This is a genomic window from Actinokineospora enzanensis DSM 44649 (assembly GCF_000374445.1).
Taxonomy (GTDB): Bacteria; Actinomycetota; Actinomycetes; order Mycobacteriales; family Pseudonocardiaceae; genus Actinokineospora; species Actinokineospora enzanensis.
Window position 1 is genome coordinate 46,011 of record NZ_KB894431.1, and the last position, 16,477, is coordinate 62,487.

General features: G+C 69.9%; 15 protein-coding genes. 6 read left to right on the forward strand and 9 right to left on the reverse strand.

Translation table 11 applies throughout. The features are described 5' to 3' along the window. Positions 1-213: 213 nt before the first annotated feature. Entirely contained in the window at positions 214-984 is a 771-nt protein-coding gene (locus tag C503_RS43685; RefSeq protein ID WP_018685488.1) for an LppU/SCO3897 family protein, read from the forward strand. A gap of 9 nt (positions 985-993) precedes the next feature. Here the strand turns inward: C503_RS43685 and C503_RS0127760 are convergent, their stop codons facing one another. The 8 genes from C503_RS0127760 to C503_RS0127795 are packed head-to-tail and all read right to left on the reverse strand — an operon-like array spanning position 994 to position 9,292. Then, positions 994-1,941: a branched-chain amino acid transaminase gene (locus tag C503_RS0127760; RefSeq protein ID WP_033401141.1), complete on the reverse strand. Its 948-nt coding sequence runs from the start codon at positions 1,939-1,941 to the stop codon at positions 994-996. 17 nt (positions 1,942-1,958) lie between these two features. After that, the gene (locus C503_RS0127765) at positions 1,959-2,609 is read right to left on the reverse strand and encodes an HAD family hydrolase (protein WP_018685490.1); all 651 of its coding nucleotides are present in this window, start codon (positions 2,607-2,609) and stop codon (positions 1,959-1,961) included. Next, positions 2,606-3,916 (reverse strand): D-arabinono-1,4-lactone oxidase, encoded by a 1,311-nt coding sequence (locus C503_RS0127770; protein WP_018685491.1) that lies wholly within the window; start codon positions 3,914-3,916, stop codon positions 2,606-2,608. Before C503_RS0127770 ends, C503_RS0127765 begins: the two co-directional genes overlap by 4 nt. Beyond that, positions 3,913-4,821 (reverse strand): SDR family oxidoreductase, encoded by a 909-nt coding sequence (locus C503_RS0127775; protein ID WP_018685492.1) that lies wholly within the window; start codon positions 4,819-4,821, stop codon positions 3,913-3,915. Before C503_RS0127775 ends, C503_RS0127770 begins: the two co-directional genes overlap by 4 nt. Then, the gene (locus C503_RS0127780) at positions 4,821-5,495 is read right to left on the reverse strand and encodes an RraA family protein (protein ID WP_026316766.1); all 675 of its coding nucleotides are present in this window, start codon (positions 5,493-5,495) and stop codon (positions 4,821-4,823) included. The genes C503_RS0127775 and C503_RS0127780 overlap by 1 nt, the downstream gene beginning before the upstream one ends. A 2-nt stretch (positions 5,496-5,497) precedes the next feature. Next, a complete protein-coding gene (locus tag C503_RS0127785; RefSeq protein ID WP_018685494.1) occupies positions 5,498-7,411 on the reverse strand; it encodes a transketolase C-terminal domain-containing protein in 1,914 nt (637 codons plus the stop codon). 25 nt (positions 7,412-7,436) lie between these two features. Then, complete coding sequence (locus C503_RS0127790; protein WP_018685495.1) at positions 7,437-8,240, reverse strand: SDR family oxidoreductase; 804 nt, start codon at positions 8,238-8,240, stop codon at positions 7,437-7,439. Continuing rightward, positions 8,240-9,292 carry an N-acetylneuraminate synthase family protein gene (locus C503_RS0127795; protein WP_018685496.1) on the reverse strand — a complete coding sequence of 351 codons (1,053 nt, stop codon included), beginning with the start codon at positions 9,290-9,292 and terminating at the stop codon, positions 8,240-8,242. Before C503_RS0127795 ends, C503_RS0127790 begins: the two co-directional genes overlap by 1 nt. Before the next feature lie 377 nt (positions 9,293-9,669). Here C503_RS0127795 and C503_RS0127800 point away from each other — a divergent pair, with 377 nt between their 5' ends. From C503_RS0127800 to C503_RS0127820, 5 genes are all read left to right on the forward strand, one after another. Then, positions 9,670-10,932 (forward strand): ATP-grasp domain-containing protein, encoded by a 1,263-nt coding sequence (locus C503_RS0127800; protein WP_018685497.1) that lies wholly within the window; start codon positions 9,670-9,672, stop codon positions 10,930-10,932. Further along, on the forward strand, positions 10,929-12,143 hold the full coding sequence (locus C503_RS0127805) for an ATP-grasp domain-containing protein (protein WP_018685498.1): 1,215 nt from the start codon (positions 10,929-10,931) through the stop codon (positions 12,141-12,143). The genes C503_RS0127800 and C503_RS0127805 overlap by 4 nt, the downstream gene beginning before the upstream one ends. Positions 12,144-12,175: 32 nt before the next feature. Next, positions 12,176-13,429 carry an ATP-grasp domain-containing protein gene (locus tag C503_RS41135; RefSeq protein WP_156893568.1) on the forward strand — a complete coding sequence of 418 codons (1,254 nt, stop codon included), beginning with the start codon at positions 12,176-12,178 and terminating at the stop codon, positions 13,427-13,429. Next, the gene (locus C503_RS0127815) at positions 13,419-14,669 is read left to right on the forward strand and encodes an MFS transporter (protein ID WP_018685500.1); all 1,251 of its coding nucleotides are present in this window, start codon (positions 13,419-13,421) and stop codon (positions 14,667-14,669) included. The genes C503_RS41135 and C503_RS0127815 overlap by 11 nt, the downstream gene beginning before the upstream one ends. Positions 14,670-14,791: 122 nt before the next feature. Next, entirely contained in the window at positions 14,792-15,979 is a 1,188-nt protein-coding gene (locus C503_RS0127820) for an MFS transporter (RefSeq protein WP_018685501.1), read from the forward strand. 83 nt (positions 15,980-16,062) lie between these two features. Here C503_RS0127820 and C503_RS0127825 read toward each other — a convergent pair whose 3' ends face one another. After that, complete coding sequence (locus C503_RS0127825; protein WP_156893569.1) at positions 16,063-16,323, reverse strand: hypothetical protein; 261 nt, start codon at positions 16,321-16,323, stop codon at positions 16,063-16,065. Positions 16,324-16,477 lie beyond the last annotated feature (154 nt).

The following is a 16,477-nucleotide window of genomic DNA, read 5'->3' on the forward strand; positions in this document are numbered from 1 at the left end:
ACTCATTGGTCATGTGGATATTGATGCGATCGAACAGGCCCCGGTTCGGAGCGTCGGAGGGGTGACGCAACACCGCTCACCGCGAAAGATATGCGATAGCCCTGTGTCAATCGCTGGACAGTTTTTAGACATCTCGCGCGAATCCCGGCCCGCAGTAGAGCGCATCGTGCTACCACTTTCGCGACACCCCTGGCGAAGGCGAGGCCGAACACAGTGCAACCGGACGGATCCGCCGACCACCCTCTGCTGTTCGAACTGACCGCCGCCGAGGTCGGTCACGACATAGTCCGGGTCGTCACCGTGCCTGCGGGCGAGGGGCGACCGGCGCGACAGATCACGATGCGCGTACCGGCACAAGCCGTCGACGGCACGCTGATCCGGGTCACCATGCAGGACGGCGGCGTGGTGCACTTCCGAGTCCACCACGCCGCGCCTGCCCGGACCCGCCGACCATGGTTGGTCGTCGCGGCGGTCGTGGTGGTGGTCCTGGCGTCCGTCATCGTCGTCCGGACGGCGTTCTCGGGACACGACGAGTCGCTACCGCCCGCTGCCTCCTCGGAACCCGTCGCGCCCACGACAACCCTCGAAACGACGACGACCACGGCGCCCACCACGACCGAGCCCATCACCACAGCGCCTATCACCACAGAGCCCATCACCACAGCGCCTATCACCACGGAGTACGCCCCGCCCATCGACACCGTGCCCGTCGACCCGCAGGACTCCGCCACCGTCGGAACATGCCTGCAACAGACCGGAACCGACACCGACCCGGATATGATCCCCGCGCCCTGCGCGCGCGGAATGTTCCGCGTCAAACAGCGGTTCGCGGGCACGACCCTCGACTCGGCCTGCCGGAAAGTGCGCGGCTACACGCACACCTTCATCGTGACGAAGTACTACGTGACCACCCGAAACGGGATAGAGATAAGCCGCAGACCCGCCCCCGCCGAATCCTATGTGCTGTGCCTGCAGGAACTCTGACGCAGCCACTCATCCGGTCACCGGGGTGAGCCATTCGGGATGTTCCGACGAGCGGCCGCGCACCACCGACTCGTAGGCCGCGTCGAGCTGTCGGGTGATCGGTCCCGCTGTCCCGTCGCCGACCCGGAGACCGTCCACTGTGGTCACCGGGAGGATCTCCCAGCCGGTGCCCATGAAGAATATCTCGTCGGCGAGGTACAGCTCACTGCGGTCCACCTCGCGCTCCTGTACCGGGTATCCGAGTTCGGTGAGCAGCCGGATCGAGGTGTCCCTGGTGAGGCTGTCCAGGATTCCGCTGGTCAACGACGGCGTGGCCACCACACCGTCGCGGACGAGGGCCAGGCAGGCGCCGGGGCCCTCGCTGACCTTGCCGCGGTCGTTGAGCAGGATGGGCCAGTCGTGGCCGTTCTCCCTGGCCTCGATCATGGCCAGCCTGCCGTTGTGGTAGTTGGAGAACGCCTTGACCCGGGGCGGCATGGCGGCCTCGCTGATGCGTGCCCAGGAACTGACCGCGGCCCGACACCCGCGCTCGGTGCCCAGCCCGCTGGTGAACTGCCAGCTGTCCACCACGACCTCGCACTCGACGCCCGCGGGCACCATCTGCTCCTGGATGATCCCGGCCGGGAACGCCCAGGGGCGCAGGTAGACGTCCTGACGGTAGTTGTTGACACGCAGCACCTCCAGTACGGCCTCGCGCAGTTCCCCCTGGTCGTGCGGCAAGGTGAGCCGGGCGATGCGGGCCGAGTCGTACAGCCGCTTGAGGTGCTCGTCGAGCCGGAACAGCAGCAGGGTCTCGCCGTCGTGGGACAGGTAGGCCTTGATCCCCTCGAACACCGCGGCCACCGAGGCGTGGCCGACCGCGTTGACGTGGACCAACGCGTCCTGCCACGGCACGAGCTTCCCACTGCGCCACAACCACTCCGGGCGGCGCACGTCGGAACGGACGAGTGAGTCCATGATGGACATCGGACCGGTCATATCGGGTTCACCTCAGAAAGGTAGCTGTCCAGACTTTCCAGGACCACGTCCGCGGCACCGAGATCGGTCGCCGAGCCGACCGAGTTGGGCACGGCCACGCAGCGCAGCCCGGCCGCCTTCGCCGCCGCGACCCCGGTCGGGGAGTCCTCGAAGGCCAGTGCGGCCGTCGCGGCGAGGCCGAGGCGGTCCAGCGCGTACAGGTACAGGTCGGGCGCGGGCTTGTGCACCGGCACGAGATCACCGGTGACCAGCTCGGCGAAGCGGCCGCGAATGCCGAGCCGGGACAGGTGCGGGCCCACCCAGTCCGCGCCCGAGCTGGAGACGATCACGGCGGGCATACCCCGGGCGTCGGCCCACTCCAGCAGGCGGAGCACGCCGGGGCGCGGCGGTTCGGCGGCACACAGTTCCGCCTTGCGGTGACGGCGGTCCCGCAGCTCGTCGGCGGTGAGCTCGCGGCCGATCAGCCCACCGAGGTGCGCCGCGGCGATGTACTCGCCGCTCGGCCTGCCCGCCATCGCCTGCCATACCTCGTCCGAGAGTTCGTGCCCGTGCCGTCGGTACACCTCGGCCCAGGAGGCCCTGGCGGCCCGTTCGGTGTCGCAGACCAGGCCGTCGAAGTCCAGCAACAGCGCCCGGACCTGGCTCACCCGCCCAGCACCCGGCGTAGGTAGTCGCTGGTGAACATGCCCCGCGGGTCCAGTTCGGCGCGCACCGCCTGGAACCGCTGCCAGCCGGGGTACCGGTCGGCGATCACGTCCCAGGTGGCGGTGTGCGCCTTGCCCCAGTGCGGTCGGCCCTGGTGTTCCCGCAGCACCGCCTCGAACGTGCGCAGCAGCTCGGTATAGCCGACCGTCCGCGGCACGGTGATGTTGACGAACCCGGTGGTGCGCCCGTGCGCCAGGCTGAGCAGGAAGTCGTCGGCGGCCGCGAAGCGAACCGTGACCGAGTAGGGAGTCTGCCGACCGAACCGCGTGACGTCCCGCTGCACGGCGGGAACCGCCTCGGCCAGCTCGGTCACCGGCAGCGCGTACTCCAGGGACAGGAACTTCACCGGCTGCGGGAACGTGAACGCGTCGAAGCTGCGGTCCACGTAGTGCGGCGGGCGGTCCACGGCGAACGGCAGCCGCGCGGTCATCAGTCCGCGCACCGCGCGCTGGTCCACCCGCCCGGCGAGCCCGGCCAGGGTGCAGCGCACCTCGCCCAGGGTGTTGCCGTACCGGCGCCGGGTGGCGTCGGCGGACACCGGGTCGTCGGTGCGGTCCAGCTTCAACGTGGACGCGTTCGGCCCGCTCCACGCCTTGAGGCTGAAGGTGGCGTGGTCCGAGCGGCTCGCCCAGGCAGGCGCGTCCGCCAGGATGGCGGCCAGCGGCTCGCTGCCGCTGACCACCCGCAGCTTGAACCTCGGCACGCACCGCAGGGTCACCGTGGACAGGACGCCCAGTGCGCCCAGCGCGGTCCCCGCCGCGAGGAACAGTTCGGGGTCCGAGTCCGCGGCGCACTCACGGATCGTGCCGTCGGCGGTGACCAGCCGAAGTCCCAGCAGCTGCCCGGTGAACGGCGGGTGCGTGATGCCGCTGCCGTGGTTCCCGGTGGACAGCGCGCCCCCGATCGTCTGCTCGTCCAGCGTGCCCATGTTGGACAGTGCCAGCCCCACCTTCTCCAGCTCCAGGTTGAGCCGCCGCAGCGAGGTGCCCGCCCGCACGGTCACCGCGGGCGTGTGCCGGTCCACCGACACGATCCCGCTATAGCCGGTGAGGTCCAGCAGGACACCGTCGGTGGTGACGATCGGGTTGAAGGAGTGGCCGGTGCCCGCAGTACGCACGGTGTGCCCGGCGGCGGCCGCCCGTTGCACCGCGCGGACGATGTCCTCCTCGTCCCGCACCACGACCAGCTCCTGCGGCACGCAGCGAGCCGAGCCCGCCCAGTTGCGCCAGGCCGTGTTCCGACCGCTCATCCGACCCTCTCCTCCGGCTGCCCGGCTCGGCGCAGCTCCACGCAGTGTCTGGCCACGGCGTCCTGCCAGCTGGGCATGGTGAGTCCCAGCGCGGCCAGCCGGTCGGTGTTCAGCGCGGACACCTTGGGCCGTCCGCCGACGAACACGGTGTCCGCGAACGCGACCGGCACCGGCGGATGGTCGGCGTCCAACCTCGCGTCGTAGACCCGCAGCGCGTGCACGCCGAGCTCGTAACGGCTGGCCCGACCCTCGTTGGCCACGTGCACGGTGCCGGTCGGCATCGGCGCCATGGTGATCAGCTCGATGATCGCCCGGGCCAGATCGACGGTGTAGGTGGGCCTGCTGAGCTGGTCCTCGATCAACGGCTGCCGCTCGCCGCGCTCGGCCTGCCGGATGGTGGCCAGGACGTCGTCGTTGTTCTCCGCGGCCCCGCCGAACAGCCAGGAGGTGCGCAGCACCAGATGCGCAGGCACGGTCGCGGCGATCTGCTCACCGGCCAGCTTGGTCAGCCCGTAGACGCTGAGCGGGTTGGGCACGTCGGTCTCGCGGTACCCGTCCGCGGGCGCGTCCACCCCGTCGAACACGTAGTCGCTGGAGATGTAGACCAGCCCACTGCCGTGCCGCAGGCACCCCTCGGCGACCTGGTGCACCCCGGCCACGTTGACCCGTAACGCCAGCTCCGGGTCGGTCTGGCAGGCGGCCACGATCGAGACGGCGGCCAGATGCAGCACGAGGTCCGGCCGGAAGGCGTCGATGGACTCGGCGACCGCCGTCTCGTCGGCGATGTCGAAGTCGGCGACGGACACCCCGAGCACCGGCCAGTCCGCCGTGCGTTCGTCCCGCCGCAACCGGTCGAGCAGTGCCGTGCCGAGACTGCCGTCGGCGCCGGTGATGTACAGGCGCATCAGAGGTTCCCGAACTCGGCGCGCAGGTCGGCCGCCGTGGCGCCCGCCTTGATCCGGTCCCGGATCGCGTTCTCCCGGTCGCACACCTCGCGGGCGGCGGCCAGCACCTGCTCGGCCGACTGCCGGGGCACCACGGCGATGCCGTTCTCGTCGGCCACCACGATGTCGCCCGGGTTGATCAGCTGACCGCCGAAGGACACCGGCACGTTCACCTGCACCGGCTCGACGCGGTCGTGCACGGCACCCGGGGACTGGCGGGGGACGACAGTGCGGTACCAGACCGGGAAGCCGATGTCCCGGATCTCGTCGACATCGCGCACCGCGCCGTCCACCAGCGCCCCGGCGATGCCGAACGTGTGCGAGACGGTCGCGGTGAGCCCGCCCCACATCGCGGTGGTGGCCACTCCGTGACAGGCCATCACCACGACGTCGCCCTCCTGCGCGCGGGCCAGGATCGGCAGCGTGTTCACCCAGTCGTCGATCGACAGGTTGATCGTCAGCGCGGGCCCGGCCACCCGCTGTTCGCGCCGGACCACCTGCATGCCACCGATCGCGCCGTGCCTGCGCTGCGCGTCGGTGACCATGCAGCTCGGGCTGTACTCGGGCAGCAGTGCCCGGAAGCCGTCCACGACCTCCTGCGGCGGGCGCACGAAGTCGTTGTACACGGTGTCCATGGTCATCTCCTCGGTGATCGTTGCGTGATGTGCGCGGCGAGCGCGGCGGCACTCAGGCCGTGTGCGTCGAGCACCTCGTCCGGTGCCCCACAGGCGGGCAGTTCGGTCAGGCCGAGCCCGCTGAACGTGGGCAGTCGCGGCAACCCGGATTCCAGCAGGCAGCGGGCGACCAGGTCGGCCTGCCCGCCGCGGGTGTAGTGGTTCTCCACCACGACAAGATGATCCGCCTCGGCGACCAGCCGGGCCAGCCACTCGGCGTCGACCCGGTTGAGCCAGGGCAGGTTGACCACGGTCAGGTCGGTGTCCAGCAGCTCGGCCGCGTGCAGCAGCTGGGGGATCACCACCGGGCCCGAGCCGATCGCCACGGTCCGGCCGCCCTGGCGCACGACCCGACCCCGGCCGAGCACGAGCGGCCCGACCGGCAGCGCCTCGGCCGCTTCCGGGACCGGCGTGCTGACCAGTCGCAGGTAGACACTGTGCGGCGAGTCGGCGCAGAACTCCACGGCGGCCACGGTCTCCGCGCTGTTGACCGGTTCGAGCACGACCAGGCCGGGGATCGCGCCGACCGCGCTGACGTCGCGGACCGCCTGGTGCGAGTGACCTGGCGCGGCCGGGAGCAGGCCCGCCAGCGAGCCAACGTAGACGACTTTCCGGTCCTCGGTCGCGTTGGTGTACATCTGCTCGTTGGGCCGTGCGTGCAGGAAGCAGGAGAACGAGTGCGCGAACGGTATGAGTCCGCGCGCGGCCATACCGCCCGCCATGGACACCATGTCCTGCTCGGCGATCCCGCATTCCACGAAGCGGTCCGGGAGTTGCTCCTTGAACGGGATCAACCCGGTGTCCAGGACGAGATCCGCGTCCAGCGCGACGATCCGCTCGTCGACGGCGGCCCGCTCGGTCAGCGCCCGCCCGTACACCTCGGGCAGCCGCGGCCCCGACGGCCGGGCACCCGGCGTGTGCTCGACCACCGACAGCCGTACCGGATCCGCGCCGTGCCTGCGCAGGATCGCGTTCACCGAGGCCACCAGCTCCTCGTGCGCTTCGCGGTACGACCCGACATCCGGTGCGCCGCTGTGGAAGCGGTACATCCACTCGCCCTCGGGCATCGAGGTCGCCGCGAACACCGTCGCCCCGGCGCCCTTCACCGTGTCCGCGATGATCACCGCGGGCCGGGCGCCGAACTCCCGCTCGCGGCGGGCGAAGGCGGCTGCGAACTCCGGCGCCGAGTTGCCGTCGCAGCGCAGCACCGCCCAGCCGAAGGCGCGGAACTTCGCCTCCAGGTCGCCGAGATCACTGACGTCCCGGACCCAGGTGTCGGACTGGAGCTTGTTGTGGTCGACGACCACGGTGAGCTCGCCCATCTCCCGGTGCACCGCCCCGGCCAGCGCCTCCCAGTTCTGGCCCTCCTGCAGCTCCCCGTCCCCGGTGAGCAGGACGACCCGCCGCCGTCGCCCGGTGAGCCGGTCGCCCAGCACGAAACCCTTGGCACGGGAGATCCCCATGCCAAGCGAACCGGTGTTGGCGTGCATGTGCGGGGTGCGCACGTCCGGGTGCCCCGGCAGGCCGCCCAGCCTGCGCAGCCGGTGCAGGTCCGCCTCGGGCAGCTGTCCGAGCGCGATCAGCGCGGCGTAGAGGCTGGGCGCGTCGTGCCCCTTGGAGGAGAAGTAGATGTCGCCGTCCGGGGCGAACGGCTCGTCCAGTCCCTCCAGCAGCAGCCAGGACACGATGTCGGCGGCGCTGAAGCTGGAGCCGATGTGCCCGGACCCGGCTCGCATCACGCTGTAGAGGGTGTTGACGCGCACGGCGTCGGCGAACGCGCGGCACCGGTCGTGCCGGTCGGGCAGCGCCAGGATCGGCGCGAACGCCGTCGTCGGCACGAAGCCCAGCCGGACGGTGCCGCCGGGGGAGAGAGTCATTGTGTCTCCACGGGAAGTCGCGGGCTCACCAGCAGACATAGCCACCGTCGACCATCAGCTCGGTGCCGGTGACGTAGCTGCTCAGGTCCGAGGCGAGGAACAGCAGCGGGCCGGTCAGGTCGGCGGGCAGCGCCATCCGCCGCAGCGGCACCCGGTCGGTGAACTTGGCGCGGAATCGCTCGTCCTGACCGCCGAGGACCCCGCCGGGGGACAGCGTGTTCACGCGCAGCCCGAGCGGGCCCCACAGGGCGGCCAGGTACCTGGTCAGCGCGGCCACCCCGGCCTTGGACATGCCGTAGGCGGGCGGCTTGAGGAACGGCGGGTCCACCGGGAGGTGCTCGTACAGCCGGGGGTCCGGCGCCATGCCCGCGTAGAGCGAGCCGATGTTGATGACCGACCCGGTGCCCCGGCGGGCCATCTCCGCGCCGAACACCTGGCACATCCGCAGCGTGCCCAGCGCGTTGACCTCCAGCACCGCTCCGGAGACCTCGTCCGGGATGTCGTCGAAGCGCCAGCTGCCACCGGTGGCCGACGGGGGCGAGTCGATGCCCGCGTTGTTGACCAGAACGGCGGGTGCGCCGACCCGGCCGAGGCACTCGGCCAGTGCCGCGCGCACGCTCGCCCGGTCGGTGACGTCGGCCCGCAGCAGGTGGAACCGGGTCGCGTCGTGCTCGCCGAGCACCTCGCCGAGCGCGGCGGGGATCTCCTCGGCCAGGTCGATGCCGACCACCTCGGCGCCCGCGCCAAGCAGCGCCTCGGTCCACACCGGACCGAGGCGCCCCAGCACCCCGGTCACCACGGCGACCCGGCCGTCCAGACTGATCCGCATCAGCCGAGACCGTCGAGCCGGATGTCCGCGTCGGCGGCCAGCGCGGCCACCAGCGGGCGGCCGAGCACCTGCGGCAGCAGGTGCGGGCGCAGACCGTCACCCGGGGACTTGATCGCCACGTCGGCCTCGGTGAGCACGTGCCCGGCGGGCAGGTCCCGGGCCGCCACGAGCTTCTTGGCCATCTTGCGCATCGCGGGCAGCTCCTCGGTCAGGTGCCGCTTGACCGGCGAGCCCAGGCTGAGCCGGGTGCGGGCCAGGCCGTCCACCAGCGCGCTGAGATGCTGTGCCTCCAGCGAGAAGTGGTGGTCGCTGCCGGGCCGGGCCCGGTCCAGTGTGACGTGCTTCTCCACCACCCTGGCGCCGAGCGCGTAGGCGACCCAGCTGGACTCGACCTCCAGGTCGTGTGCCGAGAAACCCGCGACGACGCCGTCGAACTCGCGGCGGAATGTGTCGATGACCGACAGGTTGAGCTGTTCCGGGGTGGCCGGGTAGACGGCCGTGCACTGGAGAAGCGCGAGCTGTCGATTGATCGGGAGAATGGTGTCGACGGCGCGCCGGACATCATCCATGTCGGCGCCGCCGGTGCTCACGATCAATGGTTTACCGGCGGCCGCCGCATAGGTGAGCAGCGGCGTGTTCGTGAGATCACCGGACGCCATTTTGATCGCCGGGACGTCGAGATCGACGAGGAAGTCGACGCTGTCCCTGTCGAATGCGGTGGAAAAGAAGTCGATGCCCAGCTCGGCGGCCAGGCCGGTCAGGTGGACGTACTCCGCGCGGCCGAACTCAAGTGTTTCCCGGTGCTTGCCGTAGGTGGGGCCGAAGCTGTTGCGGCCCACGTAGGGCTCGTCGAACATGTGCCGGGTGAACAGTGTCCGGTTGCTGCGTTTCTGCAGCTTGACCGCGCTGGCGCCGGCCTTGGCGGCCATGTGGAAGAGCTCCTCGGCGCGCGCCAGCTCGCCCTCGTGGTTGTGCCCGATCTCGGCGATCACATATGCATCGGAGTAATCGTCGACGATGCGGTCGCCAATGACGATTTTACGCTCGGACATAGTAGGGCAATCCTCCCCAGATCGCACTGAAAATGAACGCGAAAGGTTGACCCGGCGGGTTCGGGCCCGTCGGGTCTCGCGCAGCCGAGTCGCTGCTTTGATGTATTGAAAGCCTACCCTCCCCCTGAGTGCTAGGCTAGCATGCAGTTTGCCGGTGAACGCGGTCTTTGTCCAGAGGCTTGAGTCCGGAGGCTCGCAGTCGAGGGGTCATGCAAAGGCCATCGTGTTGCCTGGACCGCACTACGGTCCTTTGAAAGGGCGGCGCGGGCGTTCGTCCGCCCCCAAGGCGGGTCTCCGTTTACTCCGAGCGGGCTAGACGTTTTTCCGAACGGGCTAGCGGCGAGCCGCTCTCGACGTCGAAGGAACCACGGAACGTAATGAGTGTCGTACTGCTGCACACCACGAACCCGAGCCGCCGTCCGCACGTGACGCGGGTGCGGGACTACTGCCGCGCGCACGGCGAGCGGCTGCTGATCGTGATGAAGGACCCGACCTGGGAGGTCGACTTCGCCGACCGTGTGGTGTCCGCCGACACCACGAGCATCGAGCAGACGCTGACCGCGGTACGCGCGCTGGCCGCGCAGGAGCGCGAGCCGGTGCGCGGGGTGCTGACGTTCGTCGAGCAGAGCGTGCCCGCCGCCGCGGCCGTGGCCGCCGAGCTGGGACTGCCCTGTGTCGACGAACGGGCGGCCTACCTGGCCAGGGACAAGTTCGCGATGCGGTCGGCCTTCGCCGCGGTCGGGCTGGACCAGCCGCGGTTCGAGCTGGCCGCGAGCCTGGCGCAGGCACGCGAGGTGGCGACCCGCGTCGGATACCCGCTGATCCTCAAACCGTTGATCGGCGCGGGGAGCAAGTACGTGCGCCGGGTCGACGGCGACGCCGAGCTGGCCGAGCACTTCGACGCGATCCGCCGCGGCGCCTGGGACGGGTTCAGCCACGACCCGCTGTACGAGCGCACGGCGGAGCGATACGACCGGGCAATCCTGCTTGAGGAGTACATTCCGGGCAGCGAGATCAGCGTCGAGTCCGTGGTGCGCGCGGGACGGACCGAGGTACTCGCGGTGCACGACAAGCCGTTGCCCATGGAAGGACCGTTCTTCTACGAGGTCTACTTCAGCACGCCGAGCAGGCTGCCCGCCGAGCTCGTGCGGCGGATCGGCGAGGCCACCGCCGCCGCCAACTCCGCGCTGGGGATCGGTATCGGCGCCACGCACACCGAGTTCCGGGTCACTGCGGCGGGCCGCGCGGTGATCCTGGAGACGGCGGCCAGGCTCGGTGGGGCGGCGGTCTACCAGTCGGTGCTGCGGAGCACCGGTGTGGACATGGTCACGGTGCTGCTGGACCTGGCCACCGGCCGGGACACCGATCTGACCGTGCGGGACTCGCCGACGCCGACCGGTTTCTACCGGATCTACGCCGAGCGGGCCGGGGAGCTGGCGCGGTTCCACGGCGTCGAGCGCTACGAGCAGGACCCGCGGGTCAGCGAGATCGCGCTCTACCACGGGGTCGGGGACCGTATCCTGATCGCCCCGCAGCTGTCCGGCGCGCACGGGCACGTGGTGTTCTCCGCCGCCGGTATGGACGATCTCGACGAGGTCTGTGCCGAACTGCGCCGCGAGATCCGGGTGGAGGTGCGATGAGGTACCTGGTGCTCAACCGCACGCCGCTGGCCGACCGGCACTTTCCGGCCTGGCTCGGCGAGGACAACCGGGCGGTGCTGATCACCGCGGCCGACGCGGTGTCGGACCCCGCGCAGCTGGCAGGCTACGAGCACACCACCGTGCTGGACGACTTCCACTTCAACCCGGCGGTGGAGCTGGCGGCGCTGCGCCTGCACGAGCGGTTCGGCTTCGACCGGGTCATCTCGCTGTCCGAATTCGACCTGCTTCGGGCGGCTCGGCTGCGCGAGCTGTTCGGCGTGCCCGGCCAGGACGTGGCAGGCGCGCGGGCGTTCCGGGACAAGTTGTGGATGAAGGAACTTCTCGGTGCGGCAGGTATTCCGTTGGTGCCTTTCGCCCCTGTCGCACACCTCGCGGATGTGCTCGGTTTCATCGACCGACACGGCTACCCGGTGGTGGTGAAACCGCGCCGTGGCGGTGGTTCCGAGGGCGTGCACGTGCTGCGTGACGAGACCGAGCTGCTCGGCTATGTCGCGGAGACCCGTGAACTGGGCACGGACGACGGCGCCCAGTTGCTTGTGGAGTCCTACCTTGAGCACGAGCTGTTCCACGTGGATGGGATCACCGTGCGTGGCGAGGTGCGGCTGATGTGGCCGTCCTCACAGGGCACGACCTCCTGCCTGGACCTGCTCGGCGGGACGGCCCTGCGCAGCGCCCTGCTGGATCCCGACGACCCGCTTCTGGGACCATTGCGCGAGTTGACCGGTCGCGCTCTCGCCGTGCTGCCCACGCCGGAGATCTCCATGTTCCACGCCGAGGTGTTCCACAGTGAACGGCATGGCCTGGTGTTCAACGAGATCGCCTGCAGAATGGGCGGCGGAATGATCGAGTGGATGTTGCGGCGCGGGTTCGGCATCACGCTGCCCGAGGTGTACGTACGAGCGCTCGCGGACAATTCGCCACCGGAATTCGACCCGGTCCCGATCGAACAGGCCGGGCTGGCGCTCGTCCCGCCGCGACCCGGAATGCTGATGAGCATTCCGGCCGAGTGCCCGACGGCCGGGATCGTCGACTACCGGCCCGGCGCCGAGGTGGGGACCCGGCTGGCCGCGCCGCGCAACAGCATGGACAAGATCGCGTTCCTGTTGGCAGCCGGTTCCACCCGGGTCGAGGTGGAGAAGTCGTTGGACGGCGCAGTGGACTGGTTCCAGCGCACCGTGGAGATCGGGTAGCGCCCGGACAGATTGGATCACCAGTGCAGTCCATGCCAGACGGTCCGATGCACCTGCTGGTGCTCGGCGACGAGCGCGAGATCATCGAGTTCGCCCGCACACTGCGCACCGAGCTGCGCACCTCGGTGCTGTGCCTGCCCGCCGACGCGCGCAAGCACCCGAAGACCGAGGAACACCGCAGGGTGTTCGTGCTCCCCGAGGGCACGCCGCTCGCGGAGTGGGTGGCGGTCGGGCGGTTCATCCACGAGCGGGAGCCGGTCGACGGCATCGTCTGCTTCAACGAGACCGGCCAGGAGGCCGCCGCCGCGATCGCGGCCGCGCTCGGCCTGCCCTGGCACCCGCCGGACACGGTGCGGGCGGTCGACGACAAGCGCCTGATGCGCGAACGCCTCGCCGAGCACGGGGTCGACCGCACCGGCTACCTGGACTCGCCGACGCCGGAGCAGATCGTGGCCTTCGCCGAGCGCGTGGGCTACCCGCTGATCTGCAAGCCCGTCGACGGGGTCGGCAGCCACGGCGTGGTACGCCTCGACCGCGCCGAGGACATCGCAGCGTGTCTGGACCGGGCGCGCTCGGGGGCGGTGGAACTGGGCGGCAGCAAGGTGATGGTGGAGAAGTTCCACGTGGGCGAGGAGTTCAGCGTCGAGAGCTTCAGCGAGGACGGCGAGCACCTTCCCCTGTGCATCACCAAGAAGTATTTGCTTCCCGGCACCTTTGTGGAACTGGGACACGTGCTGCCCGCGCCGGTGAGCGAGCAACGCGCGGAGCGGATCGGCGCGGCGGTCGTCGCCGCGCTGACCGCGCTGGGGATCCGCCACGGCGTCACGCACACCGAGGTCATCGCCACCGAGGACGGGGTGCACATCGTCGAGACGCACCTGCGGCAGGGCGGCGACCGCATCCCGTACCTGCTGGCAGGCGCCCGCGAGGTGGACATCGTGCCCGCGCTGGCGCGGCAGTCCCTCGGCCTGCCCGCGCTGGAGGACCTGCGCGGCCAGGTGGACAAGGCCGCGACGGGTCGGTACGCGGCGATCTGGTACGCCACACCGGACACCACCGGCAAGATCACCGAGGTGTGCGGCGAGCAGGAGGCCCGGGACCGGCCCGGTGTGCGCGAGGTGACGGTTCGCAAGAGCGCGGGGGACTTCCTGTCCGGCATCACCTCCTCCAGCGCGCGCCCCGCCTGGGTCTGGGCTGTCGGCGACACCGCCGAGGAGGCGCTGGCCACCGCGCAGCAGGCCGTGCGCGCGGTGCGGTTCGTGGTCGGTGAGTCCGATGCTGACTGAGAAGCTGACCGGTGCGGTGCGGCGCTCGGCGGACTCGCTGCGCGCGAGCAGCCGTTCGGAGCGCATCCTGGTGTTCAGCTGCCTGGCTGACTCGTTGGGGTCCGGTCTCTTCCTGGCGATCGGCGCGGCGTTCTTCACCCGTATGGGCAGTCTGGAGGCGGCCCAGTACGCGCTCGGCCTGTCGGTGGCCGGGCTGGTCGGGTTCGTGCTCACCATCCCGATGGGACTGCTCGGCGACCGGTTCGGCGCGCGCCGCACACTGATCTGCCTGAACCTGTGGCGGGCGGTCGGATACTCCTGTTACGCACTGGCGGGCACGTTCACCACCTTCATCATCGTGGTGGTGTTCACCGCGATCGCCGACCGGACCGCGGGCGCCATCGGCCAGGCCGTGGTGGCCGACGTGGCCGACCAGGACCGTCGGATCGGGCTGCTGGCCGTGATCAGGTCGGTGCGCAACATCGGGTACGCCTCGGGCGGGCTGGTCGCCGGGTTCGCGATCACGGCGAACAGTCGCCCGGTGTACTACTCGGCGATCGCCATGGTGGCCCTGTTCTACGTGATCTGCGCGGGCATGCTGACCCGGGTGCGATCCGCCCCGGACGCGGTCGGAGCCGTGCGAACCAGGCGCGAGTGGGCGTTCAAGGACCGGCGCTACCTCGCGTTCACCGCGCTCAACACCGTGCTGAGCCTGCACGTCACGACACTGAACGTGTTGCTGCCACTGTGGATCCTGGCCAACCCGACGATCCCGCCCGGGTTCGCCGCCACCCCGCTGATCGTCAACACGATCATCGTGTCACTGCTGCAGTTCCCGGCCACCAGACGCATCACCACGATCAGCGCGGCCGGGCGGGCGGCCTTCGCCGCCGCGGTGCTGCTGGCGGCCGCGTGCGTGCTGTTCCTCGCCGCCTCCTGGCTGTCGGTCGCCACCTACGCGGTGATCGTGGTGCTGGGCGGGGCCCTGCTGCTGACGGTGGCGGAGATGTGGCAGGCCGCGTCGTCCTGGCAGATCTCGATGGACCTGGCACCGGACCACAGCCGTTCGCAGTATCTGGCGACGTTCAGCCTGAGCACGACGGCGGAACGGGTGGTCGGTCCGGCCGGGCTCACCGTGCTCGTACTGACCGTGCGCCCGTGGGGCTGGCTCCTGCTCGGGATCGTCGTCCTGCTCGCCGGACTGGCCACCCTCCGACTGGCCCGTCGCGTGCCCGCGGAGCCTTTGCGGGTGGCGTCGTAGAGGACCATTGGACCGTGTCCGGTCGGTGCTCGGGTCGGCCAGGATGAACTCGAAATGATCACGACACGCTGGGGGATCGCTTGTCGAGAATCGTGGATGAGTTGCACGGCCGTGGAGAACGCATGCTGGCGGCGGCCATGGCGGTGCTGTTTCTGGGCACGGGACTGTCGTATTCGCTACTCGCCCTGTACTGCATCCGACATCTCGGACTGAGTCCGGTCGCCTACGGTGCCGGGATGAGTGTCGCGGCGCTGCTCGGCATCGCTTCCGGGCCGGTGATGGGCATGTTGGCGGACCGGGTCGACGGTCACCGGCTGTACGCCATCCTGGTGTGGTCGATGTGTGCGGCCACCGCGACCGTCATCGTCGCTCCGGGCTGGTTGGCTCTGATCTTGCTGAGTGTGCTCACGATCTGTGGCCGGGGGAGTGCTGCGGTGATCGGCGCACTGATCGGGCGTTCGGTGCCCAAGGAGCGCCGGATCCGGTATCGCGCGGTCGTCAAGTCCCTGAGCAACTCCACCATGCTGATCGGCTTGGGCTTGGGTGCACTCGTCCTGGCCGACGGCTCCAGGCCTGCTTTCCGGTTCGGGTTCGCGGCCGAGGCACTCACCTTCGTCGTGGCAGGTCTGTTGGTCTGGCTGTCGACGTCGGCCGAGTCGGCGGAGCAGGCGCAAAAGGCGACAAGGCCGGAGCACGCTGGACGGTCCCGTCTCGTGGTCTTCAAGGACGTCAGATTCACCGCGCTCACCATCGTGAACGGCGTCCTGACGCTCTCCGAATTCATGCTCACCATCGCTCTGCCATTGTGGGTCTCCACCCGGATGCACGCTCCACTGTGGATCGTGTCGGTCGCCGTGGTCAGCTACACCGTCGGAATCACGATTCTCCAGATCCCCGCATCCCGCCGCGTGAACGACATGCACTCCTCGGTGCGCGCCGGGCGGCGTGGCGGCTTGCTGTTCGCTGTCGCGGCAGCGCTGTTCCCTGTGATGGGAGCGGTGTCCGGTATACCTCTGGCGGTCGGTGTCGTCGTGCTGCTGGCGTTGGTCATCGTGGCGGGCGAGGTCTGCTACACGGCGGGCTCGTGGGGGCTCGTCTACGCATTGGCGCCGGAGGAGTCGCTCGGGCAGTACCAAGGATTCTTCAACACCGGCTTCGACCTGAGCATGATGTTCGGTCCGGCACTGTTCGCCTGGCTGGCCGGCGCGCAGGGCATGCTCGGCTGGGGTGTGTTGGCGACGGTCTTCCTCGTCACCGCGCTACTGATCACCCCGCTCGGCACACGCGGCACGGCCAACGCTACGAACTGAGCCCGATCTCGGACCGCGCATGCGCCGCGGGAAGGTCCACACGGCCCAGCCGTGTGGACCTCCGGTCCAGCAGCGACACGCTACTAGCGGATGTCCTGGCGGAACCAGTAGTACCAACCGGCCCCGCGGTTGATCCCCTGCGGGTCGGACGCGTAGTAGGAGCAGTCGTAGCTGTAGTAGTAGGGCGGGTCGTTGACGGCGTCGGAGAAGCTGTCGCACGGTGCTTGTGCCGTCCAGGGGCCCTCGTAGCCGGTGCCCCAGATGCCCGCGCTCGCCGTGCCCGCTCCGACGACCACGGCCGCCGCGGCGAGCACGGCCGCGGCCGATGCTGCTGATTTCCTCATCGACTCCCCTTTTCGAGATCGGATGAGCGAACGATCACATGCGGCGGCGGGTGTCCGGAATGCCCGTCACCCTGCCGTACCAATGGTTCCACGCCTGTTGCGGGCCGGTCGGACGCTGCTCATGGGACGTTAGGCGCACCCGGGCGAATCCACT

Coding starts and splice junctions, on each gene's coding strand:
- C503_RS0127800 (WP_018685497.1), top strand. CDS start 9,670: ATGAGTGTCGTACTGCTGCACACCACGAACCCGAGCCGCCGTCCGCAC.
- C503_RS0127790 (WP_018685495.1), bottom strand. CDS start 8,240: ATGCGGATCAGTCTGGACGGCCGGGTCGCCGTGGTGACCGGGGTGCTG.
- C503_RS0127775 (WP_018685492.1), bottom strand. CDS start 4,821: ATGCGCCTGTACATCACCGGCGCCGACGGCAGTCTCGGCACGGCACTG.
- C503_RS0127815 (WP_018685500.1), top strand. CDS start 13,419: ATGCTGACTGAGAAGCTGACCGGTGCGGTGCGGCGCTCGGCGGACTCG.
- C503_RS0127760 (WP_033401141.1), bottom strand. CDS start 1,941: ATGGACTCACTCGTCCGTTCCGACGTGCGCCGCCCGGAGTGGTTGTGG.
- C503_RS0127780 (WP_026316766.1), bottom strand. CDS start 5,495: ATGGACACCGTGTACAACGACTTCGTGCGCCCGCCGCAGGAGGTCGTG.
- C503_RS0127820 (WP_018685501.1), top strand. CDS start 14,792: ATGCTGGCGGCGGCCATGGCGGTGCTGTTTCTGGGCACGGGACTGTCG.
- C503_RS0127805 (WP_018685498.1), top strand. CDS start 10,929: ATGAGGTACCTGGTGCTCAACCGCACGCCGCTGGCCGACCGGCACTTT.
- C503_RS0127770 (WP_018685491.1), bottom strand. CDS start 3,916: ATGAGCGGTCGGAACACGGCCTGGCGCAACTGGGCGGGCTCGGCTCGC.
- C503_RS0127785 (WP_018685494.1), bottom strand. CDS start 7,411: ATGACTCTCTCCCCCGGCGGCACCGTCCGGCTGGGCTTCGTGCCGACG.
- C503_RS0127825 (WP_156893569.1), bottom strand. CDS start 16,323: ATGAGGAAATCAGCAGCATCGGCCGCGGCCGTGCTCGCCGCGGCGGCC.
- C503_RS41135 (WP_156893568.1), top strand. CDS start 12,176: ATGCCAGACGGTCCGATGCACCTGCTGGTGCTCGGCGACGAGCGCGAG.
- C503_RS0127795 (WP_018685496.1), bottom strand. CDS start 9,292: ATGTCCGAGCGTAAAATCGTCATTGGCGACCGCATCGTCGACGATTAC.